The 20,758-nt window shown below is 63.8% G+C and carries 21 protein-coding genes and 1 tRNA gene; 8 read left to right on the top strand and 14 right to left on the bottom strand.

Going from position 1 to position 20,758, the window contains the following annotated elements:
* The gene (thiD, locus tag HZS63_RS10005) at positions 1-870 is read left to right on the top strand and encodes a bifunctional hydroxymethylpyrimidine kinase/phosphomethylpyrimidine kinase (protein ID WP_246316286.1); all 870 of its coding nucleotides are present in this window, start codon (positions 1-3) and stop codon (positions 868-870) included.
* Here thiD and HZS63_RS10000 read toward each other — a convergent pair.
* The 9 genes from HZS63_RS10000 to HZS63_RS09960 form a co-directional block, all read right to left on the bottom strand.
* Complete coding sequence (locus HZS63_RS10000; RefSeq protein ID WP_180683901.1) at positions 851-1,918, bottom strand: NAD(P)/FAD-dependent oxidoreductase; 1,068 nt, start codon at positions 1,916-1,918, stop codon at positions 851-853. The genes thiD and HZS63_RS10000 overlap by 20 nt on opposite strands.
* Positions 1,919-1,941: 23 nt before the next feature.
* Positions 1,942-2,271, bottom strand: coding sequence for a ferredoxin FdxA (gene fdxA / locus HZS63_RS09995; protein WP_180683900.1), 330 nt, complete (start codon positions 2,269-2,271; stop codon positions 1,942-1,944).
* A 134-nt stretch (positions 2,272-2,405) separates the two neighbouring features.
* Positions 2,406-3,818: a sulfate adenylyltransferase subunit 1 gene (locus HZS63_RS09990; RefSeq protein WP_180683899.1), complete on the bottom strand. Its 1,413-nt coding sequence runs from the start codon at positions 3,816-3,818 to the stop codon at positions 2,406-2,408.
* On the bottom strand, positions 3,818-4,771 hold the full coding sequence (gene cysD, locus HZS63_RS09985) for a sulfate adenylyltransferase subunit CysD (protein WP_180683898.1): 954 nt from the start codon (positions 4,769-4,771) through the stop codon (positions 3,818-3,820). The genes HZS63_RS09990 and cysD overlap by 1 nt, the downstream gene beginning before the upstream one ends.
* Entirely contained in the window at positions 4,768-5,556 is a 789-nt protein-coding gene (locus HZS63_RS09980; RefSeq protein WP_180683897.1) for a phosphoadenylyl-sulfate reductase, read from the bottom strand. Before HZS63_RS09980 ends, cysD begins: the two co-directional genes overlap by 4 nt.
* A gap of 20 nt (positions 5,557-5,576) precedes the next feature.
* The gene (locus HZS63_RS09975; protein WP_180683896.1) at positions 5,577-5,951 is read right to left on the bottom strand and encodes a DUF934 domain-containing protein; all 375 of its coding nucleotides are present in this window, start codon (positions 5,949-5,951) and stop codon (positions 5,577-5,579) included.
* A 23-nt stretch (positions 5,952-5,974) separates the two neighbouring features.
* The gene (locus tag HZS63_RS09970) at positions 5,975-7,807 is read right to left on the bottom strand and encodes a nitrite/sulfite reductase (protein WP_180683895.1); all 1,833 of its coding nucleotides are present in this window, start codon (positions 7,805-7,807) and stop codon (positions 5,975-5,977) included.
* Between the two features lie 208 nt (positions 7,808-8,015).
* Positions 8,016-9,947, bottom strand: a complete 1,932-nt coding sequence (gene mnmC / locus HZS63_RS09965; protein ID WP_180683894.1) for a bifunctional tRNA (5-methylaminomethyl-2-thiouridine)(34)-methyltransferase MnmC2/FAD-dependent 5-carboxymethylaminomethyl-2-thiouridine(34) oxidoreductase MnmC1 — start codon at positions 9,945-9,947, stop codon at positions 8,016-8,018.
* A gap of 8 nt (positions 9,948-9,955) precedes the next feature.
* Positions 9,956-10,231: an oxidative damage protection protein gene (locus HZS63_RS09960; protein WP_180683893.1), complete on the bottom strand. Its 276-nt coding sequence runs from the start codon at positions 10,229-10,231 to the stop codon at positions 9,956-9,958.
* Between the two features lie 298 nt (positions 10,232-10,529).
* Here HZS63_RS09960 and HZS63_RS09955 point away from each other — a divergent pair, with 298 nt between their 5' ends.
* From HZS63_RS09955 to HZS63_RS09945, 3 genes are read left to right on the top strand one after another with little or no spacing between them, the layout of a single operon-like run.
* Complete coding sequence (locus HZS63_RS09955) at positions 10,530-11,306, top strand: ferredoxin--NADP reductase (protein WP_180683892.1); 777 nt, start codon at positions 10,530-10,532, stop codon at positions 11,304-11,306.
* Entirely contained in the window at positions 11,306-11,833 is a 528-nt protein-coding gene (locus HZS63_RS09950; RefSeq protein WP_246316285.1) for a disulfide bond formation protein B, read from the top strand. Before HZS63_RS09955 ends, HZS63_RS09950 begins: the two co-directional genes overlap by 1 nt.
* 4 nt (positions 11,834-11,837) lie before the next feature.
* Positions 11,838-12,956, top strand: coding sequence for an NAD(P)/FAD-dependent oxidoreductase (locus HZS63_RS09945; RefSeq protein WP_180683891.1), 1,119 nt, complete (start codon positions 11,838-11,840; stop codon positions 12,954-12,956).
* A gap of 24 nt (positions 12,957-12,980) precedes the next feature.
* Here HZS63_RS09945 and HZS63_RS09940 read toward each other — a convergent pair whose 3' ends face one another.
* Complete coding sequence (locus HZS63_RS09940) at positions 12,981-14,036, bottom strand: quinone-dependent dihydroorotate dehydrogenase (RefSeq protein ID WP_180683890.1); 1,056 nt, start codon at positions 14,034-14,036, stop codon at positions 12,981-12,983.
* A 102-nt stretch (positions 14,037-14,138) separates the two neighbouring features.
* On the opposite strand from HZS63_RS09940, the gene rpiA reads away from it, so the two are divergent.
* Positions 14,139-14,819, top strand: a complete 681-nt coding sequence (gene rpiA / locus HZS63_RS09935) for a ribose-5-phosphate isomerase RpiA (RefSeq protein ID WP_180683889.1) — start codon at positions 14,139-14,141, stop codon at positions 14,817-14,819.
* Positions 14,820-14,912: 93 nt separating this feature from the next.
* On the opposite strand, the gene HZS63_RS09930 is transcribed toward rpiA, so the two are convergent.
* From HZS63_RS09930 to HZS63_RS09920, 3 genes are all read right to left on the bottom strand, one after another.
* Positions 14,913-15,003 (bottom strand) — tRNA-Ser (locus tag HZS63_RS09930).
* A 56-nt stretch (positions 15,004-15,059) separates the two neighbouring features.
* Positions 15,060-15,977: an SPFH domain-containing protein gene (locus HZS63_RS09925; RefSeq protein WP_180683888.1), complete on the bottom strand. Its 918-nt coding sequence runs from the start codon at positions 15,975-15,977 to the stop codon at positions 15,060-15,062.
* Positions 15,978-16,008: 31 nt separating this feature from the next.
* Positions 16,009-16,443: an NfeD family protein gene (locus tag HZS63_RS09920; protein ID WP_180683887.1), complete on the bottom strand. Its 435-nt coding sequence runs from the start codon at positions 16,441-16,443 to the stop codon at positions 16,009-16,011.
* Between the two features lie 114 nt (positions 16,444-16,557).
* Between HZS63_RS09920 and HZS63_RS09915 the strand changes: the two genes are divergently transcribed.
* Both HZS63_RS09915 and HZS63_RS09910 read left to right on the top strand, forming a co-directional pair.
* Entirely contained in the window at positions 16,558-18,852 is a 2,295-nt protein-coding gene (locus tag HZS63_RS09915; protein WP_180683886.1) for an arginine/lysine/ornithine decarboxylase, read from the top strand.
* Between the two features lie 124 nt (positions 18,853-18,976).
* Entirely contained in the window at positions 18,977-19,201 is a 225-nt protein-coding gene (locus tag HZS63_RS09910) for an HP1242/YdcH family protein (RefSeq protein WP_180683885.1), read from the top strand.
* Positions 19,202-19,254: 53 nt separating this feature from the next.
* On the opposite strand, the gene HZS63_RS09905 is transcribed toward HZS63_RS09910, so the two are convergent.
* On the bottom strand, positions 19,255-19,707 hold the full coding sequence (locus tag HZS63_RS09905) for a C40 family peptidase (protein WP_246316291.1): 453 nt from the start codon (positions 19,705-19,707) through the stop codon (positions 19,255-19,257).
* 218 nt (positions 19,708-19,925) lie between these two features.
* Between HZS63_RS09905 and HZS63_RS09900 the strand changes: the two genes are divergently transcribed.
* Positions 19,926-20,525 (top strand): isochorismatase family protein, encoded by a 600-nt coding sequence (locus HZS63_RS09900; protein ID WP_180683977.1) that lies wholly within the window; start codon positions 19,926-19,928, stop codon positions 20,523-20,525.
* Positions 20,526-20,758: the final 233 nt, after the last annotated feature.

Here is a 20,758-nt window from a genome sequence, read left to right as displayed (position 1 = left end):
ATGATCGCTACCCAACCCACATCCGTGCAGAACAAGATGTCGGCGCGCTATCCGCGCGTCCTCACGATCGCGGGCAGCGATTCAGGCGGAGGGGCCGGCATTCAGGCCGACCTCAAGACCTTTTCTGCGTTGGGTTGCTATGGCATGACGGCGATCACCGCGTTGACGGCCCAGAACACGCAGGGGGTTCGGGCCATCCACGGTGTGCCAGCCGCATTTCTGAAAGAGCAGATTGCCGCCGTGGTGGAGGACATTGGGGTGGACGCGGTCAAGATCGGGATGCTGCATGCGCCCGACATCGTGCATGCCGTGGCCTGGGCCATCGACACCTACCGCCTGGATCGCGTCGTATTGGACCCGGTCATGGTGGCCACGAGCGGTGACGCGCTGATCGAAAACGCCACCGTGTCCGTGCTGGTGCAGGAACTGTTTCCGCGTGTCACGGTGATCACCCCCAATCTGGACGAGGCGGCGCTGCTGTTGGGGCGGCCGGTTCGCGACGCGCAGGAACTGGATGGGGCCTGTGCCGACTTGCTGGCTCTGGGGGCCAAGGCCGTGTTGCTCAAAGGCGGGCATTTGGGGGGCGAGCTGCTGACCGATGTGCTGGCTCTGGCCGACGAACCGGCAGCGTATTGGCAGCGCCTGAGCGGCGCGCGCATTGCCAGCCGCAATGTGCACGGCACGGGTTGCACGCTGTCGTCGGCCGTGGCGGCGCATTTGGCGCTGGGGCATACGCTGGAGGAGGCGGTACAGGCCGCACATGCCTATGTTCGCGGGGCGATCGAGGCTGGCGCCGCCGTGGTGACCGGCCAGGGCCATGGCCCGCTCAACCACGGCTACGCGCCGCGCCCTATGCGGGTGTGGGTTTGACACCCAGCAGCTCGTGCAGGCGTGGGCTGGTGGTGGTGTACTGCAGCAGCACGCGCCGTTCAGGGTGCACAATGGCCGCCGCCGCGAACGCGGCCAGGGTGGCCTCGTGAAAGCCGCACAGGATGAGCTTGCGTTTGCCGGGGTAGGTGTTGATGTCTCCCACGGCAAAGATGCCCGGTGCGCTGGTGGCAAAGCGTTCGGTGTCCACCACGAGTTGTTTGCGCTCCATGGCCAGTCCCCAGTCGGTGATCGGACCGAGCTTGGGGCTCAGGCCCAGGCGGGGCAGCAGCACATCCAGCGGTAGACGGGTGGTGGCTCCCTCGGGGCCGTCTGGTGTGGCCAAGTGCAAGGCATCCAGTCGGCGGCCTTCGGTGGTTTGTCTCTGTTCTATCGCCAAAGGCTGCCCCAGCACCAGGCGCAAACGCCCTTTGTCGATGGCCGACCGGATGGCCTGCTCCAATGCCGCATCGGCCCGGAATTTGTCCACGCGGTGCAGCAGGGTGAGGCTGGCGCATGAACCGGCCTCGGCCAGTTGCAAGGCTGTTTCGAGCGCTTCGTTTTCACCGCCCATCACCACCACATGCTGCCCGGTCACTGAGGCGGGTGTCACGCCAAAGTAGCGTACTTGCGCGTTCGGGCCCTGCTCGAAAACCTCCAATCCGTCCAAGGGTGGTTTGCGGGGCACGAAGGCGCCAACCCCAGCGGCGATGAATACCGTCGGTGCCCGCCACACCATGCCTGCGGTTGTGCCGATCTGCCAACGTCCATCGGGCAGCGATTCCAGGGATTGCACGGCTTGCCCCAAGTGCATGGGCACCTGGAAGGGGGCGATTTGCTGCAGCAGGCGATCCGTCAGCTCCTGGCCGCTGCACAGGGGGAGGCCGGGAATGTCGTAGATGGGTTTGTCGGGGTAGAGCTCGGCGCATTGACCCCCGGGGTGGGGCAAGGCATCGATCAGGTGCGCCCGAATCTCTTGCAGGCCGAGTTGGAAAGCTTGAAACAGCCCCACAGGGCCGGCGCCGATGATGACGGCATCGGTGTCGATCATGCGCGCAGCAGCCCTTCGACCTTTCAGCGCTGCAGCAGGCTGAGCTTGCCTGTCATGTTTTTGTAGCGTTCGTGGTCGGGCAGCGGCGCCTTGCGCTTGGTGATGCTTTTCCAGCCCGGCAGACGGGCCAGCTCGGCGTTGAGCTGGATCATGTGCTGCTGGTCTTTGGGTACGTCTTCCTCGGCATAGATCGCGCTCACCGGGCACTCGGGAATGCAGACCGCGCAGTCGATGCATTCGTCGGGGTCGATGGCGAGGAAGTTGGGGCCTTCTCGGAAGCAGTCCACGGGGCAGACGTCCACACAGTCGGTGTACTTGCAGGCGATACAGGCTTCGGTAACAACGTGGGTCATGGTGGGGTGCTGCAGGGCGCAGCCGGTTTGTCGATGAGAAAGCCGGCCGCACTGCCAGAGGCGTTTGGCGGGGCGGCCGGTCGGGCTCAAAGGCGCAATTTTATGGCCAAGGCGTGGTTGGGGCTTGGTGCGTGTCAGTTCACCAGCACCGCACCCGAGGTCTTGTGGCTGGCGGTATCGACCAGAATGAGGGCGCCCAGCGCGCGCGAACGCCCGAAGGGTACGGCGGGTACGGGTTCTTGCAGCAGCAGCTCCACATGGCCGATGGCGTTGGGGTCGAGGTGGTCGGCCTCCTGCTCGGCCAGGGTGTGGATGTCGAGTTTGTGTACCACACGTCGTACCTTGGCCTTGACCCAACGGTGCCCGTGCAGTACCCAATACACCCGCCCGGCCAGCAGAGGCTCGTCGTCCATCCAGGCGATGGTGGTGGACAGTTCCTTGGTGCCCGGATAGGGGTTGACGGTGGCGGGGGTGTCGAAGTCGTTGTCGGCCAAAGGGGTGTTCGATGCGGCGGCCACCGGTGCGGCCAGGAGCCAGTCGCCGCGCGAGACGTCCACCTCGCGGTCCAGCACGATGCCCGCACTGCGGCCGGCTTCGATGGCTTTGGGGGCGCGGGCGTGGTCCAGCACCTGGGCCACGACGGCCTTCTGGCCGCTGGGGAACACCTGTACCTCGGTGCCCGGCTGCACCGCGCCTGCGGCCACGCGACCCCAGAAAATGCGCCGGCCCTGGTGGGTCACGTGGCAGTCGTGCGTCTTCGCCGCCGGGCCGCCCCAAGGTGAAGCAGCCCCCTCGGGGGGCAGCGCCGTCGCGCCAGCGGTAAGCGTGGGGGCTGGTTTCTCCACCCACTGCACCGGGAAGGCCAAGGGGGCGGTGGTGTCTTGCGGCGTGGTGGGCAATTGTTCCAGGATTTCCAGCAGCGTGGGGCCCTGGTAGTGGCACCAGTCCGGGTTCTCGTGGCCAACGTCCACCACGTTCCAGCCTTTGAGGGCCGAGATGGGCACGATCGCCTGCACCGGGATGCCGGCTGCGGTGGCGTAGGTGCGCAGCGCGTCGCCGATGTGCTTGAAGGCCACGGCGGCGTCCGCCACCGCGTCGAGCTTGTTGACGGCGAAGACGATGCTGGGCACGCGCAGCAGGCGGCACAGCAGGGAGTGGCGGCGCGTCTGGGGCAGCAACTGCAGGGCGGGGTTGGCCCAGTCCAGCTTGGTGGCGTCCACCAGCACCACGGCGGCGTCGGCGCTGGAGGCGGCTGTCACCATGTTGCGGGTGTATTGCTCGTGGCCGGGCGCGTCACCGATGATGAACTTGCGCTTCTCGGTGCTGAAGTAGCGGTAGGCCACGTCGATGGTGATGCCTTGCTCGCGTTCGGCGCTCAGGCCATCGGTCAGCAGGGCCAGATCGACGGTTGGGCCGTCCGGGCCGCCGCGCGTCACGCCGGCCAGGTGGTCTTGCAGCACGGCCTTGCTGTCCACCAGCAGTCGGCCGATCAGCGTGCTCTTGCCGTCGTCGACCGAGCCGCAGGTGATGAATGTGAGGGCGTCCATCAGAAATATCCTTCGCGCTTGCGTTTTTCCATCGAGGCGTCGCTGGTCTTGTCGTCCATGCGGGTGGCGCCGCGCTCGCTCAAATCGGCGGCCAGGGTTTCGATGACGATTTCCCCCGGGGTGGCAGCGGTGCTGGGCACGGGGCAGGTGCAGGTGATGTCGCCCACGGTGCGGAAACGCACGTCGCGCACGACGACCCGTTCGCCGTCTTTCGGCGGGGTGAGCGGTGTCACGGGCACCAGCAGGCCCTTGCGTTCCACCACCTCGCGCTTGTGGGTGTAGTACAGGCTGGGCAGGGCGATGTGTTCGCGCTCGATGTACTGCCACACGTCGATCTCGGTCCAGTTGGAGATCGGGAATACGCGGAAGTGCTCGCCGGGCTGCAGGCGGGTGTTGAAGAGCGTCCACAACTCAGGGCGCTGGGCCTTGGGCTGCCACTGGCCGAAGCTGTCGCGGTGGGAGAAGATGCGCTCCTTGGCGCGGGCCTTTTCCTCGTCGCGGCGGGCGCCGCCCATGAGGGCGTCGAAGCGGAATTCCTCGATGGCCTCCAGCAGCGTGACGGACTGGTGCGCGTTGCGGCTTTCGCCCGGGTGGCTCAGGCGCACGGTGCCGCGTGCCATGGAGTCTTCCACGCTGCGCACGATCAGTTCCGCGCCCAGTTCCTGGGCGCGGAAGTCGCGGAATGCGATCACCTCGGGGAAGTTGTGGCCGGTGTCGATCATCAGCAACGGAAAAGGCAGACGGCCAACGCCAAATGCCTTCTCAGCGCATTTGAGCATGACCAGCGAGTCCTTGCCCCCGGAAAACAACAGGGCGGGGCGTTCGAAGGCGGCGGCCACCTCGCGCAGGATGAAGATGGTTTCTTCCTCCAGGGCGTCGAGGTGTGCATTCGCGAGGTGATGGCTCATGTGCGGGTTTTGGTTGAGCAGTGCTGGGTCGATGCGGGCGTTCATGCGGCCTCCGTTTTTTTGACATGCAAGCCGCACTCCTTGGCGGCTTCGTCCTCCCACCACCAGCGGCCGGCACGGAAGTCCTCGCCCAGGCTGATGGCGCGGGTGCAGGGCGCGCAGCCGATGCTGGGGTAGAACCGGTCGTGCAGCGGGTTGTAATCGACATGGCGCGTGGCGATGTAGTGCCACACGTCGCCCCAGGTCCAGTTGGCCAGGGGGTTGAACTTGGTCAGGTCCTTGGCCGCCGCTTCGGAGGTGTCGATCAGCGGCACGTCGGCACGGGCGTTGGACTGCTCGCGGCGCAGGCCGGTGATCCAGGCCTTCTTGCCTTGCAGCGCGCGGCCCAGCGGCTCCAACTTGCGAATGCTGCAGCAGGTTTTGCGTAATTCGATGCTGCGGTACATGGCGTCGGCCCCTTCACGCTCGACGAACTGCACCACCGCCTCGTTCGCCGGTCGGTACACGTGGATGGGCACGCGGGACGTGTGCACCGTGCGCTCCAGCAAGGCCAGCGTTTCGGGGTGCAGGGCGCCGGTGTCCAGCACGAACACCGGAATGTCCAGCGCCAGCGCGTCGATGAGGTGGGTGATGACCACGTCTTCCGCGCCCAGGCTGGAGGCCTGGGTGACGGGCTGAAAGTGGGCAGCCGCCTGGCGCAACATGGCTTCGGTCTCGGCCAGCTTGGCGTCGAAGGTGGCTGACGGCTGGGCGTGCAGCTGGGTGGCCTTCTTCATCGGTTGCGGCGTGCCGGTTGCAGGGGTTGACAGACCGGATGTGTGGTCGCTCATGGTGGCTTTCTCGTTCTGTCTCAAGCGGCGCGAGCGAATCTGGGACGGGGTTGCAGCAGGTCGCCTTGATAGAAGTCACTGAAATGGCGCAGCAGCTGCTCTGCGCGGACAGGATCCTGGTCTTCGCGCAGCACGGCTTCGCTGAAGCCGCAGCGCTGCATCTGCACCAGCTGATCGATCAGCACGTCACCCGTGGCGCGGAGGGTGCCCTTGAAACCCAGGCGGCGGCGCAGCAGCACGGCCTGGCTGAAGGCACGGCCATCGGTGAACTTGGGAAAGTGCAGGTCGATGCGCCGCACACCGTCCAGGCACAGGGCCAGCACGTCGGCGCTGTTGTCCAGGGCCAGCACGCCTTCGGTACTGGCGGCGGCTTGGCTGTGGGTCAGCAGTTTCATGTTCGGTTCAGGCTATGGGGTCTTCAGGCGTTCACGGCTTCTTCGCGGGGGGCGGTGCGGGCCGTGGTGACGCGCACCGCGTTGGCGGCGGTCTTGAACGGGTCGTGGCCCACGCGCTTGAGCGTGTCGATGAAGCGCTCGCCATCCAGCCGCTGGGTGCGGTAGGTGTCGATCACGGCTTCCACCGCTTCGGTGATTTCATGGGCCGAGAAGGCTGGGCCGACCACCTTGCCCGCCACGGGGGCACCGCTCAGGGCGGAACCGTCGGAGCCGCCCAGAGTGAGCTGGTACCACTCCTGGCCGTCTTTGTCCACGCCCAGGATGCCGATGTGGCCGCTGTGGTGGTGGCCGCAGCTGTTGATGCAGCCGCTGATGTGCAGGTCGATCTCGCCCAGGTCGTGCAGCTCGTCCATGTCCTGGTAGCGTTGGGTGATGGCCTCGGCCACGGTGAGTGAGCGGGCATTGGCCAGATCGCAGAAGTCGCCACCGGGGCAGGCGATCATGTCGGTCAGCAGGCGGATGTTGGGGCGAGCCAGACCCAGGCGGCGGGCATCGCGCCACAGGTCGGGCAGGGCGTCGCAGCGCACCCAGGGCAGCACCAGGTTCTGGCCGTGCGTGACGCGCACCTCACCAGCGCTGTACCGGTCGGCCAGTTCGGCCACGGCGTCCAGTTGGTCGGCCGTGGCGTCGCCCGGGGCTTGGCCCAGGCGCTTGAACGAGAGCGTCACCGCGCGCAGGTCGGGGTTCTTGTGGGGCTGCACGTTCTGCTGGATCCAGCGGCTGAACTCCACGTCGTCGTCGGCGGCGGCGCGCAGGATGCGGGCCACTTTTTCGTCGGTGCAGTGGGCGGAGGCGCTGGCTGGCGGTGGTGCGAAATAGCGGCTCACGCGCTCCAGTTCGGCGGCGGTGATGGTGTGCGGCGCGCCGTCCTGCTCCACGATGCGGCGGTACTCGGCCTCGACTTCGTCGATGTAGCGCTGGCCTTCGGCTTTCACCAGGATCTTGATGCGTGCCTTGTAGATGTTGTCGCGGCGGCCCCAGGCGTTGTAGACGCGCACCAGGGCTTCCAGGTAGTTGAGGATCTGGTCGCAGGGCAGGAACTCGCGCATCACCGTGGCGATGGTCGGCGTGCGGCCCATGCCACCGCCGACCAGCACCTTGAAGCCGAGCTGGCCCACTTCGTTGCGCACCATCTGCAGGCCCACGTCGTGCCAGTAGATGGCGGCACGGTCCTCGCGCGCGCCGGTGATGGCGATCTTGAACTTGCGCGGCAGGAAGGCGAACTCGGGGTGCAGCGTGCTCCACTGGCGCATGATCTCGGCGAAGGGGCGCGGGTCGGCCACCTCGTCCACGGCAATGCCAGCCAGTTCGTCGGTGGTGATGTTGCGGATGCAGTTGCCGCTGGTCTGGATGCCGTGCATGTCCACGCTGGCCAGCAGGTCCATCACATCGGCGGCCAGGTGCAGGGGAATCCAGTTGAATTGGACGTTCTGGCGCGTGGTGAAATGGGCATAGCCCGTGGGCAGGCGGCTGGCAATGGCTCGGCCGTCGCGCAGCTGGATGCTGCCCAGCCTGTTCTGCGCCTCTACGGCGCCCTGGAACACCTCGTGGCTGGGCTGGTCGTATTCGCGCGCAATGCGGGCCAGCACGCGCACCTGTCGGCTGGAGAGTTCGCCGTAGGGAACGGCCACCCGCAGCATGGGTGCGTGGCGCTGGATGTACCAACCGTTTTGCAGTCGCAACGGTTTGAACTCGTCGGCTCCCAGGGTGCCGGCCTGGAAGCGCTCCAACTGATCGCGGAACTGGGCAGCGCGTTGGCGGACGAATTGGCGGTCGAAGTCGGTGTAGGCGTACATGGCGGAGTCGTCTGGGCTGGTCTGCCCAATGGAGATGGCTCCGGACTGTACGGGGCTCCTTCATAAATCCAAACTACTTTTTCATCATTCATATATTTCTTTGTTGAATAATGAAACAGGGTCTGGAAGACGGGTTTGATGTGAGTGCGGATTGGCGCCCAGGCACCAATTGACGGTTCGCTACGAGGATGAGCTGAGCGCCAGCGGCCTAGCGCTGCGTGGCAAAACGGGAGGCCAGCATCGCTCTGGCCAAGGGAGCATCCACTGGCCAAGGCTCACCGTGCCATTGCGCGGCCAAAATTTCCGCGCCGAGCACCGACAGGGTCAGCCCCCGCGCGCCTAGGCCGGTGAACACGTGTAGGCCAGGCCAGCGTGCGGCATCGAGGGGGCCGACCGCTGGCAGGCGATCCGGCAGGGTGCAGCGCACCCCTGCCCAGCCTTGGGCCGACTGTACTGTTTCGCCCATGGCTCGGCCCAGGGACGGCAGCAGACGTTCCAGGCGAACCCGGTTGGCGGCATGGTCTTCAGGGGTGACACAGGGCTGCGTCTGGCCACGTTCGAAGGTAGAACCCACGATCCAGATGGGCTCTCCGTCCGCGCTGGGCACGCCGTGAATGAAGCTGCCGTGGCCGTTGACCGGCCATGCCGGCAGCCATTGGCGCGCGGGTTGCGGTATCTGTTCCATGTTGCCCCAGCTCACTTGCCCTCGCAGGGCGTTCAGAGGCAGGGTGGCGTGGTTGTGGTCAAGCCATTCGGCGAGCAGTGCGCGTGTGCCGTAGGCGCAAGCCAGAATCAAATGCGCAGCCTGAGCCAGACATTGCCCGCTGGCATCCCGCACGGCCCAGAGATCGCCTTCGCGGCAGATGCGGGCCGCCTGGCACTTCCCTTGCCAACGCACGAGCGGATGCGACAGATGGGCTTGCACCAATGAGGCGGGCCTCATCCAGGCGCCACAACCGTGCCAGAGCCCGCTGGCCCCGTCCGGCAGGGCGCAACGGGCCAACTGGTCCGCCGTGGCCTCGGCCGACCAGTCCGCCATCCAGTCCACGGCTTGTTCTCCGGGATTTGAAGGAGGGAGGGCACGCTTGCCCTCGACCCGGTGTTCCAGCACCCCGACGGGCGCCCAGTCCCGTTCTTCGGTGAGCAGACTTTGAGCCCTGAGCAGCGTCGCGCGCACGCCTGCCCGGCTGAGCCGGGACAAAGGCGCATCGTCTGGGGAGACGTGCGGTGCGATCAAGCCAGCCGGCAGCCCCGAGGCGCCGGCAGCGGGGCGGTCCGCCGCGTCCAGCACGTCCACCCGCCACCCTCGCTGGGCCAGGCTCCAGGCCACGGCCGACCCCGCCAATCCGGCCCCCAACACCACCGCATGGGATGGGGTGCTGGCGCAGGCGCTTCGCCATGAACGCCTCACAGGCCAACGCGGCTCGAACTTGGCCTCCAGCCGTTCTCGCTTCGGTGGGCATCCGGGTTGGCGTGTCACCTCGAAACCGTACTTCACCAGGAGGTCGCGCACCGAACGGGCCACCGTCCAGGTCGATACCCGGGTTCCAGGGCGGCACAGGCGCGCCATTCCCGCGATGACCTTTTCGTCCCACATGTCGGGGTTGGTTTGGGGCGAAAAACCGTCCAGGAACACGCTGTCCACCGGGATGTCGAGCGCAGCAAGGCTGTCGTGCACATGACCGATGCGCAGTGTCAGATGCACGCGCCCGTCTTCAAAGACCAGCCGGTGTGTGCCGGGCAACAGGCCCTTCCATTGCTGGGCCAGGGCTTGGGCCAGCGGTTGCAACGTTGGGTAAGCTTGCACGCCGCGCAGCAGGTCGTCCGCGGTCACGGGCCATGCCTCTACCGAGGTGAAAAACAGTTGCCCGGGTCGTTCGTGATCGCGGCGCCAGGCATCCCAGGTGGCGAGAAAATTGAGGCCGAGCCCGAACCCGGTTTCCAGGACATGCCATTGCCGCTGGCCAGACCAGATGGCAGGCGCATCATTGGCGGGCAGCAGCCGGCAGCCACCCAGAAACACGGTGCGAGCTTGGTCCCAGGGACCGGTGGCGCCCATACCCCGGCTGCGGTAGATGTCATGGAAGCGTGGGCTGTGGGGTGTGCCGTCTTCCTGCCACGCCACGGGGGAATGCGCCATGGCGCGGATCAATCCTGCGTCGGTGGTACGTAGCCGGCAGCCTGGTCGGCGCCTTCGCCGAAGAAGTGTTTTTCCATTTGCCGTGCCAGGTACTGGCGGGCGCGTGCATCGGCCAGGTTCAGCCGGTTTTCGTTGACCAGCATGGTCTGGTGCTTGAGCCAATCGGCCCAGGCCTGCTTGCTCACGCTGTTGTAGATGCGCTTGCCCAGTTCACCAGGGTAGGGGGGGAAGTCGAGCCCCTCGGCTTCCCGGCCGAGTTTGATGCATTGAACCATGCGTGCCATGAGTCTTCCTTGTGTCCGTACTTCGGGTTATGACCAAATGAATATTTATTGTTTCGGGTTCGATTGCCGTCAAGGCAGAATGCGCCACCATCGCGGAACCGCTCCCCTGCGCTTGCGCAGCGTCACTGTACCAAGCTTTGGAGGCTTTGGATGCGTGAGGGGTTGCGCGATGTCAAGGCGGCCCTGGCAGGCTGTGGCTACACTTGCGGCTGTGGAGCTGGCCGTCAGGTCAGTCTGTCTTTCTGCAAAACCAGCGCGTCGGCCTCGGGCCGATGCAGCGGCTTTTCTTTTCCATCACATGAGCGCATTCAACGAGGAACGTGTACTCACCGTACACCACTGGACCGATCGCCTGTTCAGCTTCACGACCACCCGTGACCAGTCGCTGCGGTTCTCCAACGGACACTTCACCATGATCGGGCTCAAACAGCCCAATGGCAAACCCTTGTTGCGTGCCTACAGTATCGCCAGTGCGAATTACGAGGAGCATCTGGAATTCCTCAGCATCAAGGTGCCTGATGGCCCGCTGACCAGCCAGCTTCAACACATTCAGCCGGGCGACAAGATCATCGTCGGTCGCAAGCCCACCGGTACCCTGGTCATCGACTACCTCCTGCCCGGCAAGCGCTTGTACCTGTTGGGCACCGGGACCGGCCTGGCCCCCTGGATGAGCATCATCCGCGATCCGCAAACCTATGAAAAATTCGAGCAGGTGATCCTGGTGCATGGGGTGCGGCAGGTCAACGAGCTGGCGTATTACGAATACATCACCGTCGATCTGCCCAAGCACGAATTTCTGGGTGAGATGGTGTCCCGACAGTTGCGCTATTACCCCACAGTGACGCGCGAACCGTTCAAAAACCGTGGCCGCATCACCACGCTGATCGAGACCGGCAAACTGGAGGCCGACCTGGGGTTGCCCAAGCTCAATCCAGCCGAGGATCGGGTGATGATTTGCGGCAGCCCCGATATGCTCCGAGACTTGAAAAAAATGATGGAGGAGCGGCACTTTGTGGAAGGCAACACATCTACCCCGGGTGATTTCGTGATCGAACGGGCGTTTGCCGAGAGCTGATGGCTCAGAAAGCATTCATGGACCAGGTGTTGAATGGGTTGGTTGCACACCCTCGCCGCTGGCTGGCGTTGGTTGCCGTGGTGTGTGCAGGTATGTTCGCCTTCGGCATGTATTTGCAGGTGGTCGTGGGGTTGGACCCATGCCCCATGTGCATCGTGCAACGCTATGCCTTGATCGGCGTGGGGCTTGTCGCCCTGGTCGCTGCGCTGTTGCCTCAACGCGCCGTGCACATGGGCGGGGCCTTGGGGGTGCTGGTCATCGCCGTGTTCGGCGCCTTCACGGCCGCACGGCAGAGCTGGTTGCAGTGGTACCCGCCCGAAGTGCTGAGTTGTGGCCGCGACCTGTTCGGAATGATCGAGAGTTTTCCGTTGCGCCGCGTGATTCCCATGGTGTTTCGGGGCACGGGTGACTGTTCCAAGATCGACTGGACCTTCCTCGGCCTGACCATCGCCAACTGGTCCTTCCTGGTCTTCAGCGGTATGGCGCTGCTCGCGGCAACGCTGTTCTGGGCTTTGCGGCGTCGCTAAAGCCATGGACCGAGTCGATGCGGTGGTGGTGGGGGCTGGCGTGGTCGGCTTGGCCGTGGCCCGTGCCTTGGCCCAGACGGGACTGGATGTGGTGGTGCTGGAGCAAGAAACCGCAATAGGCACCGGTGTGAGTGCGCGCAACAGCGAAGTCATCCACGCTGGGCTTTACTATCCCCCCGACTCGCTCAAGGCGCAGTGGTGCGTGCGTGGCAAGGAACTGCTCTACGACTACTGCGCCACCCATGGCGTGGCGCACCGGGCCTGTGGCAAGCTGGTGGTTGCCTGCGACGAAGCCCAACTGCCCGCCCTGGATGCCTTGGCCCGCCAGGCGCACAGTCATGGGGTGCCCGTGACCCTGCTCGATGCCGACCAGGCGCGGGCCATGGAGCCGGCTCTGCGCTGCATGGGTGCCTTGTGGTCACCCACCACGGGCATCGTGGACAGCCATGGCTTGATGCTGGCGCTGCAGGGCGACCTGGAAAACGCCGGGGGCATGGTGGCCCTGGCTTCCACGTTCGAACGGGCCGAGCCGGTGCCCGAAGGATTTCGCTTGCAGGTGCGTGCTGGCGATGAGTGGCTGATGCTCGGTTGCCGCTGGCTGGTCAATGCCGCTGGCTTGTATGCTTGCCATGTGGCACGCCGGATCGAAGGGCTGGCTGCGGCCTGGCAGCCGCAACCCTACTTCGCGAAGGGCAGCTACTACACGCTCAGCGGCAAAGCGCCTTTTTCCCGCTTGATCTACCCGGCGCCACAAGATGCGTGGCTGGGCGTGCACCTCACGCTGGACCTGGGGGGGCAAGCCCGTTTCGGCCCTGATTTGGAGTGGCTGGACGTGACCGATCCCGCCGCCATCGATTATGCGGTGGACCCTCGGCGGGCCGAAGGCTTCTATGCCGAGGTGCGCCGCTATTGGCCGCAACTGCCTGACGGAGCCCTACAACCCGCTTACAGTGGGGTGCGCCCCAAGCTGTATGGCCCTGGCCAAGTGGCGCCCGACTTCCGCGCCGATGGGCCTTCTGCCCACGGTATTCCCGGGCTGGTCAATCTGCTCGGCATCGAGTCACCGGGGCTGACCAGCGCCTTGGCCATTGGCGAACACGTGACCACCCTGCTGCGCGATTGAACCACCCCCGGCAGCCTGTGCAGGTCAGACGCGGGTCTTGAGCAGTGCGCGGGCCACTTCGGTGATGAGGGCCGGGCCCTTGTAGATCAGGCCGGTGTAAATTTGCACCACATCGGCGCCCGCATGGATCTTGCCGATCGCGTCCTCGCCGCTGAGGATGCCGCCCACACCGATGATGGGAAAGTGTTTGCCCAGGCGTTCGCGCAACTGTCGGATGATGGCATTGCTGGCCTGTAACAGTGGGGCGCCCGACAAGCCGCCGGCTTCGTCCGCATGGGGCAGGCCTTGCACCGCCTCGCGCGACAGCGTGGTGTTGGTCGCGATCACGCCATCCATGCCGTGTTTTTTCAAGGCTTCGGCAATCACGGTCACCTGGGTTTCGTCCAGATCCGGGGCGATTTTCACGAACAGCGGTTTGTGGGTGCCCCATGTCTCGGCGAGTTGCTGGCGCTCCTGTGTCAGAGCCCCCAACAACCGGTCCAGGGCCTCATCGCCTTGCAGGCTGCGCAGGTTCTGCGTGTTCGGGCTGGAAATGTTGACGGCCACATAATCGGCATGTGGGTAGACGCCCCGCAGCGCGGTCAGGTAGTCGTCGGTGGCGCGCTCGATGGGGGTGGCCGCGTTCTTGCCAATGTTCAGGCCGAGCAACATCCCGCCCGCCCGGGGGGTCTGGCGCAGACGGGAGCGCTTCACGTTGGCCACGAAAGCCTCCAGTCCCTCGTTGTTGAAACCCAGGCGGTTGATGAGTGCCTGTCGTTGCGGAATCCGGAACATCCGGGGCTTGGGATTGCCTGGCTGGCCGAGCGGCGTCACGGTGCCCACCTCCACAAAACCGAAGCCCAATGCGTCCCAGGCATCGATGCAGCGGGCGTTTTTGTCGAGGCCGGCAGCCAGGCCAACCCGGTTGGGGAACGTGAGGCCAGCCAGCGTGACCGGATCGCTCACGCGCGGCTGCGACGCCAACGCCATCAGCGGTGTGTGCTGGAGGCGTTCTAGCGTGTTGAGCGTCCATACGTGAGCTTCTTCCGGATCCATGCGGAACAGAAAGGAGCGGGCAAGCGGGTAGGGCAGCAGGGACATTGGATAATCGCGGTCTGATTCCATCAGCGGAATGCCTGGGTTGGCACGGATTGTTGCAGATTGGTCCAGGAAATCGCTGCATTTTTTGTGGATTTTCTCGCCATGAGCCAACTGACCCAAGACGAACTCAAAACCCTGGTGGGCCGCGCCGCCCTGGCGCATGTGGTGCCTGGCGAGATCGTCGGCGTCGGCACGGGTTCGACCGTCAACAAGTTTATCGACGCCCTGGCCGGCATGAAAGACCGCATTCGTGGCGCCGTGTCGAGTTCGGAGGCTTCCACCGAGCGCTTGCGCGCCTTGGGTATCCCCGTGTTCGACGCCAACGAGGTCGAACGCCTCTCGGTATATGTGGATGGTGCCGACGAGATCGACCCCAAGGGCTACATGATCAAAGGGGGTGGTGCGGCGCTCACGCGAGAGAAGATCGTGGCCGCGCTGTCGGAACGCTTTGTATGCATTGCCGACGAAAGCAAGTGGGTGTCGGTGCTGGGCAGCTTTCCCTTGCCGGTAGAGGTGATTCCCATGGCGACGCAACAAATCATCCGTCGTTTCGCCGGCCTGGGCGGGGCGGCCAGGCTGCGCTTGAAAGACGGCGTGCCGCTCGTCACCGACAATGGTCAGCACATCCTGGACGTGACCGGCCTTCGCATCAGCGATCCGCTGGCTTTCGAGAGCACCGTCAACGACTGGCCAGGGGTGGTGACGGTGGGCGTTTTTGCGCATCAGAAGGCGCATGTGTGCCTGCTCGGGACGGCACAGGGCGTGAAAGTGATCGAGTTCTAGCCGACTGAGTCGCACACAGGGTGTGCGACCGGTTTTGCTGCCCCCAAAGCAAAAACCCCTGTAAGTGCTTGACTTACAAGGGTTTTTTGTCTTTGGCGGAGAGAGCGGGATTCGAACCCGCGGTGGGCTATTAACCCACACACGCTTTCCAGGCGTGCGACTTAAACCACTCATCCATCTCTCCTGACGGAACTTGGCATTGTACACGGGAAAGCCGCATTTTCGTGCCGTGGCTACAGGTCAGTGGGCGCCTTGCGCCGTCTTGATCATTTTCATGGCGGAGCCGATCAGGGTGCTGACCTCGGTCATGTTGCCTGGGACGATCAGGGTGGTGTTGGAGTCTGCTGCGACCTTGGCGTAGGCTTCCACGGCCTTCTCGGCCACCTTGAGCTGTACAGCGGCCTCGCCGCCATCGGTGCGAATGGCCTGGGCAATGCGCTCGATGGCCTGGGCCGACGCTTCGGCCACCGACAGAATCGCTGCCGCTTCGCCCTGGGCCTTGTTGATGGCGGCCTGCCGGTCACCTTCAGAGCGGGCAATGGCGGCTTCGCGCTCACCATTGGCGATGTTGATTTGCTCCTGCTTGCGGCCTTCGGACGCCGCAATCAAGGCGCGTTTTTCACGCTCGGCCGTGATCTGGGCCTGCATGGCGCGCAGAATCTCGGCGGGCGGAGTCAGGTCTTTGATTTCATAACGCAGCACCTTCACGCCCCAGTTCAATGCCGCCTCGTCGATGGCGTTGACCACCTGAGCGTTGATCATGTCGCGTTCCTCGAAGGTCTTGTCCAGTTCCAGGCGGCCGATCACGCTGCGCAAAGTCGTTTGCGCCAATTGCGTGATCGCCAGTACGTAGTTGGACGAGCCGTAGCTGGCGCGCATCGGATCGGTGACCTGAAAGTACAGGATGCCGTCCACCTTGAGCTGGGTGTTGTCCTTGGTGATGCAGATTTGCTCGGGCACGTCGAGCGGAATCTCTTTGAGGCTGTGCTTGTAGGCCACCTTGTCGATGAAGGGCACCAGAAAGTTGAGGCCGGGGGTCAAGGTGCCGGCGTATTTGCCCAGTCTTTCCTTGACCCAGGCGTTTTGCTGTGGCACGACCTTGATCGACTTGACGACGAAGATCCCCGCGATGATGAGAATGGCGAATGCGACTTCCATGAGCGTCCTTTCAGGGAGAAGGGAAAACGGGTCATTGACCGCTGGGGCGCACCAGCAGGCGATTGCCTTCCACGGCCACGATCTGATAACGGCCGGGCGACTGGGGCAGGTGACCAGTCTGTAACTGCACCGTCCAGTCGGCCCCTCGGTAACGGATACGCGCCGTGCCGTCGGGTTCCCATTGGGGCACGTGGACGGTCTGGCCTATGTCCAGGTTCACATCGCGGTTGGCGCGAGAGGAAGTGGCGGTGATGCGGGTCTGTCGCCAACGCTGCCACAGCACGATGGCACCACCTCCGGCGAGGGCTGCCGCCAAAAACTGGCCCGCAAGTCCCGCGCCCAGGTGCGCGGCGATGGCCCCCGCCGCGAGGCCAACCGCCAGCATGAGAAGGAAAAAGGTTCCGGTCAGCAGCTCCAGCGCCACCGCGCCGCCGGCCAGCAACCACCACACTGTCGATTCCGCCATGGGGCTCCTTGGGGAGTGGGAAGTTAGGGAACAACGCAACACTTGCCCTCATTGTGGGACAAAACGGGTCGTGTTTCTCGGTCCCGACACATTCATTACGTACACTTGGCACCCATGAAATTCCGCTTCCCCATCGTCATCATCGACGAAGACTTCCGCTCCGAAAACACCTCCGGTCTGGGCATCCGTGCCTTGGCACAGGCCATCGAGAGCGAGGGCTTCGAAGTCGTCGGCGTCACCAGTTACGGCGATCTCAGCCAGTTCGCGCAGCAACAGAGCCGCGCCAGTGCCTTCATCCTGTCGATCGACGACGAGGAAGTGACCGGCGACCCCGAGCAGGACCCGGCGGTGCAGAACCTGCGCCAGTTCATCCAGGAAGTGCGGCGCAAGAACGCCGAGGTGCCCATCTACGTCTATGGCGAGACCAAGACCAGCCGTCACCTGCCCAACGATATCCTGCGCGAGCTGCACGGTTTCATCCACATGTTCGAGGACACGCCGGAGTTCGTGGCGCGCCACATCATCCGGGAGGCCAAGAGCTACCTGGAGGGCATCCAGCCGCCGTTCTTCAAGGCGCTGCTCGACTACGCCGAAGACGGCTCCTACTCGTGGCACTGCCCCGGGCATTCCGGTGGCGTCGCCTTCCTCAAAACCCCCGTGGGCCAGATGTTCCATCAGTTTTTCGGCGAGAACATGCTGCGCGCCGACGTGTGCAACGCGGTGGAGGAGCTGGGCCAGCTGCTGGACCACAACGGCGCCATTGGCGAGAGCGAGCGCAACGCGGCGCGCATCTTCAACGCCGACCACTGCTTCTTCGTCACCAACGGCACCAGCACGTCCAACAAGATGGTGTGGCACCACACCGTCGCACCCGGCGACGTGGTCGTGGTGGACCGCAACTGTCACAAGTCCATCCTGCACAGCATCATCATGACCGGGGCCATCCCCGTGTTCCTGAAGCCCACGCGCAATCACTACGGCATCATCGGACCCATCCCGCAAAGCGAGTTCTCGCCCGAAGCCATTCAGGCCAAGATCGCCGCCAACCCGCTGCTCAAGGGGGTGGACCCCAAGGCGGTGAAGCCGCGCATTCTCACGCTCACCCAGTCCACCTACGACGGTGTGCTCTACAACACCGAAACCATCAAGCAGATGCTCGACGGTTATGTGGACAATCTCCACTTCGACGAAGCCTGGTTGCCGCACGCCGCGTTCCACCCGTTCTACGGCACTTTCCACGCCATGGGCCGCAAACGCGGCCGGCCCAAGCATTCGGTGGTCTATTCCACGCAGTCCATCCACAAGCTGCTGGCGGGCATCAGCCAGGCCAGCCATGTGCTGGTACAGGATTCCCAGACCACCGCGCTGGACCGCCACCTGTTCAACGAAGCCTACCTGATGCACACCAGCACCAGTCCGCAGTACAGCATCATCGCGAGCTGCGACGTGGCCGCCGCCATGATGGAGCCGCCCGGTGGCACCGCGCTGGTGGAAGAAAGCATTGCCGAGTCGCTGGACTTCCGCCGTGCCATGCGCAAGGTCGAGGCGGATTTTGGCGAGAACGATTGGTGGTTCCAGGTGTGGGGACCGGAAAATTTGGCGGCAGAAGGCATAGGCCGCGCCAACGACTGGGTCCTCAAACGCACCGACAGCGAAGGCGTGCAGACCGCCGACGGCGAGGAAGCGTGGCACGGTTTTGGTGACATGGCCCCGGGCTTCAATCTGCTCGACCCGATCAAGGCCACCATCGTCACCCCCGGGCTGAACATGAAGGGTGATTTCGCGGCCAGCGGCATCCCGGCCAGCATTGTCACCAAGTTCCTGGCCGAGCATGGGGTGGTGGTGGAGAAGACGGGCCTGTACAGCTTCTTCATCATGTTCACCATTGGCATCACCAAGGGCCGCTGGAATACCTTGCTCACGGCGCTGCAGCAGTTCAAGGACGACTACGACCGCAACCAGCCGATGTGGCGCATCCTGCCGGAGTTCTGCCAGAAGCACCGCCGCTACGAGAAAATGGGTCTGCGCGACCTGTGCCAGTTCGTGCACGAGATGTACGCCAAGTACGACATCGCACGCCTCACGACCGAGATGTACCTGAGCGACCTGACCCCAGCCATGAAACCGACGGACGCGTTCTCGCAGATCGCGCACCGCAACACCGAACGTGTGCCGGTGGATGATCTCGAAGGCCGCATCACCACGGCGCTGATCACACCTTACCCGCCGGGTATTCCGCTGCTGATCCCGGGCGAGGTGTTCAACAAAAAGATCGTCGACTATCTGAAGTTTTCGCGCGAATTCAACCAGCAGTGCCCCGGTTTCGAGACGGACATACACGGCCTGGTGGTCGAAGAAGGCCTCGACGGGCAGAAACGGTATTACGCCGATTGCGTCAAACTGGCTTGAGATCCCAACCGCTGCCAACAGACCGCTCGCGTTTTGGGAAATCGGACAGGCTGGGTTACAGTCTGGCGTCAGGGAAGTGCGATGGGTATCGAGCGCCTCCCGTCACGAAGATGCAGGAGTTCAGATGTTTCCAGAATACCGCGAGCTGATCACCACGCTCAAAGGCAACGATCACCATTTCACCCGCCTGTTCGACAAGCACAACGACCTTGATCAGCGGATCAAGAACATGGAAGCCCGCATCAGCCCGGGTACCCACGAGGAAATCGAAACGCTGAAAAAGCAAAAGCTGCAGATCAAGGACGAGCTGTACGCCATTCTCAAAAAAGCCGCAGCGGCCTCGGCTTGAAGTGCGATCGATGACGGGGCGGGTGACTGCCCTTGGACTTGCGGGCTGCGCCTTCAGGGTACGGCCTGTGACCACTGGGCGTCTTCGTCCCAAGTGACCCGACGAGCTCCTGTGAAGCGGGACGACCAGTAAGAGGAATGCAGGCTTTCCATGCGTATGCTGGCACCGGTACGGGGTGAATGTATGAAGCGACCGTCGCCCACGTAAATGCCGACATGGCTGTAGCGGCTGCCCAGTGTGTTGAAGAACACCAGATCGCCAGGCGTCAGTTCCGATGCCTCGATCGGCGTGGTGGCATGGGCTTGTTCGACCACGCGCCGCGGTAGGCGGATGCCCAGGCTCTCCTGAAAGCTGGCCTGCACGAAGCCGCTGCAATCAAAACCTTCGCCATAGCTGCCCCCTCCCAACCGGTAGGGCACCCCCACGAATCCCAACGCATGGACCACCAACCGTGAATGGGCGGGTCTGCCCGTTGGGCTTTCCAGGGCGGGCGGTGGATCTGACATCACCCAGCCATTGCGCTGCAAAAAGTCGGCCAGGGGATCGGCTGGGCTGGCCGCTGCGGGCACAATGAACCCCAGGCCCCATGCTGCACACATCAGAGCCTGTGCCGTTGCTGACCGAAGCTGCTTCACCATGGCCTGCAAGTTAAATGGAAAACCCATTGAAGTCAATGGGTTGCTGTGGTTTTTTTGAGTTGATTTTCAAGAGGAGAGCATTTTTTATGATGATCGGTGCCGACGACAGCCAACTGGTGCTGGTGGATTACCAATCCCGTCTCATGCCTGCCATCTGGCAGGGCCGTGAGGTGGTCGATCGTGCGCTGCTCCTGGCCCGCCTGGCTCGGCTGATGAAAGTGCCCGTTTGGGGAACCGAGCAAAACCCCGCCAAGCTGGGGCCGAATGCGCCGGAATTGCGGGCCTTGTGCCAGACCACGTTTCCGAAAATGCACTTCAATGCCTGCGAATCGGAACTGCCTCAGGCGCTTCGCCCCGTGACCCGACCCGGCGGCAATGCACGCAGCCTGCCGAAGCACCTGCAGAAGAACGATCGCCCGACGCCTGCGCGCAACACCATTGTGTTGGCGGGATGCGAAGCCCATGTCTGTCTGTTGCAGACCGCTTTGGGCCTGCTGGAGCAGGAATTCGATGTCTGGGTCGTCACCGATGCCTGTAGCTCACGCCGCGAGCGCGATCGGGATGCTGCCTTTGATCGGCTTGCTGGCAATGGTGTCGAACTGGTCACCAGCGAGATGGTGGCATTTGAATGGCTGCAACACTGTGAGCACCCCGCTTTCCATGCGGCGCTGAAATGGATCAAATGATTTTGAAATGTAAAAAGTACTTATTTTTCTGCTGCTTTCGGATGTGTATCGCGCGTTTCTATTCGAATTACAGAATATAAGCATTTGGTGTTTTCACTGATACGACAGAGGGCCGACTGCGGTTAGTCTTGACCTATGTCAAGCTTTCGTGGCGAGGGTCTCCTGGCCACGTTCTCACTTTCAGGAGTTTTTTCATGAAGACGATAACCAGTCGCCGAACCGTACTGAAGAGC

This window comes from Tepidicella baoligensis, assembly GCF_013432195.1.
GTDB classification, from domain to species: domain Bacteria; phylum Pseudomonadota; class Gammaproteobacteria; order Burkholderiales; family Burkholderiaceae_C; genus Tepidicella; species Tepidicella baoligensis.
This window is presented reverse-complemented; position numbering and strand designations above follow the sequence as displayed.

Coding starts and splice junctions, on each gene's coding strand:
- thiD (WP_246316286.1), top strand. CDS start 1: ATGATCGCTACCCAACCCACATCCGTGCAGAACAAGATGTCGGCGCGC.
- HZS63_RS10000 (WP_180683901.1), bottom strand. CDS start 1,918: ATGATCGACACCGATGCCGTCATCATCGGCGCCGGCCCTGTGGGGCTG.
- fdxA (WP_180683900.1), bottom strand. CDS start 2,271: ATGACCCACGTTGTTACCGAAGCCTGTATCGCCTGCAAGTACACCGAC.
- HZS63_RS09990 (WP_180683899.1), bottom strand. CDS start 3,818: ATGGACGCCCTCACATTCATCACCTGCGGCTCGGTCGACGACGGCAAG.
- cysD (WP_180683898.1), bottom strand. CDS start 4,771: ATGAACGCCCGCATCGACCCAGCACTGCTCAACCAAAACCCGCACATG.
- HZS63_RS09980 (WP_180683897.1), bottom strand. CDS start 5,556: ATGAGCGACCACACATCCGGTCTGTCAACCCCTGCAACCGGCACGCCG.
- HZS63_RS09975 (WP_180683896.1), bottom strand. CDS start 5,951: ATGAAACTGCTGACCCACAGCCAAGCCGCCGCCAGTACCGAAGGCGTG.
- HZS63_RS09970 (WP_180683895.1), bottom strand. CDS start 7,807: ATGTACGCCTACACCGACTTCGACCGCCAATTCGTCCGCCAACGCGCT.
- mnmC (WP_180683894.1), bottom strand. CDS start 9,947: ATGGCGCATTCCCCCGTGGCGTGGCAGGAAGACGGCACACCCCACAGC.
- HZS63_RS09960 (WP_180683893.1), bottom strand. CDS start 10,231: ATGGCACGCATGGTTCAATGCATCAAACTCGGCCGGGAAGCCGAGGGG.
- HZS63_RS09955 (WP_180683892.1), top strand. CDS start 10,530: ATGAGCGCATTCAACGAGGAACGTGTACTCACCGTACACCACTGGACC.
- HZS63_RS09950 (WP_246316285.1), top strand. CDS start 11,306: ATGGCTCAGAAAGCATTCATGGACCAGGTGTTGAATGGGTTGGTTGCA.
- HZS63_RS09945 (WP_180683891.1), top strand. CDS start 11,838: ATGGACCGAGTCGATGCGGTGGTGGTGGGGGCTGGCGTGGTCGGCTTG.
- HZS63_RS09940 (WP_180683890.1), bottom strand. CDS start 14,036: ATGTCCCTGCTGCCCTACCCGCTTGCCCGCTCCTTTCTGTTCCGCATG.
- rpiA (WP_180683889.1), top strand. CDS start 14,139: ATGAGCCAACTGACCCAAGACGAACTCAAAACCCTGGTGGGCCGCGCC.
- HZS63_RS09925 (WP_180683888.1), bottom strand. CDS start 15,977: ATGGAAGTCGCATTCGCCATTCTCATCATCGCGGGGATCTTCGTCGTC.
- HZS63_RS09920 (WP_180683887.1), bottom strand. CDS start 16,443: ATGGCGGAATCGACAGTGTGGTGGTTGCTGGCCGGCGGCGCGGTGGCG.
- HZS63_RS09915 (WP_180683886.1), top strand. CDS start 16,558: ATGAAATTCCGCTTCCCCATCGTCATCATCGACGAAGACTTCCGCTCC.
- HZS63_RS09910 (WP_180683885.1), top strand. CDS start 18,977: ATGTTTCCAGAATACCGCGAGCTGATCACCACGCTCAAAGGCAACGAT.
- HZS63_RS09905 (WP_246316291.1), bottom strand. CDS start 19,707: ATGTCAGATCCACCGCCCGCCCTGGAAAGCCCAACGGGCAGACCCGCC.
- HZS63_RS09900 (WP_180683977.1), top strand. CDS start 19,926: ATGATGATCGGTGCCGACGACAGCCAACTGGTGCTGGTGGATTACCAA.